The organism is Polaribacter sp. 2405UD43-2 (assembly GCF_058147125.1).
Genome location: NZ_JBYVJX010000096.1, coordinates 1 through 237 on the forward strand (window position 1 = coordinate 1; position 237 = coordinate 237).

Here is a 237-nt window from a genome sequence, read left to right on the forward strand (position 1 = left end):
AATTATTGACGGACTTGTTGGAACTCTACCCCAAACTGTAGGACTTGTATTTACATGTGTATCCACCTCTGGCAAACCGTTTTCAAACATTTTACGGTTGTCTTTTAAAATATCTTCAGAAATATTTCCGAAATTAATATATAAATCTCCTACTTGGTTATTTGCATCTTTAGGGTTGATTTCTGTTGGTAAACCTTCAGCATTTGTAATCGAATAATTTTCATAAGGATCCATTAC

1 protein-coding gene is annotated in these 237 nt (G+C 32.9%); it reads right to left on the reverse strand.

The window, feature by feature from the left end; genetic code table 11:
• Positions 1-237 (reverse strand): hypothetical protein (locus ACY2RX_RS14885; RefSeq protein ID WP_490104748.1); only part of this gene is annotated, 237 nt, incomplete at both ends.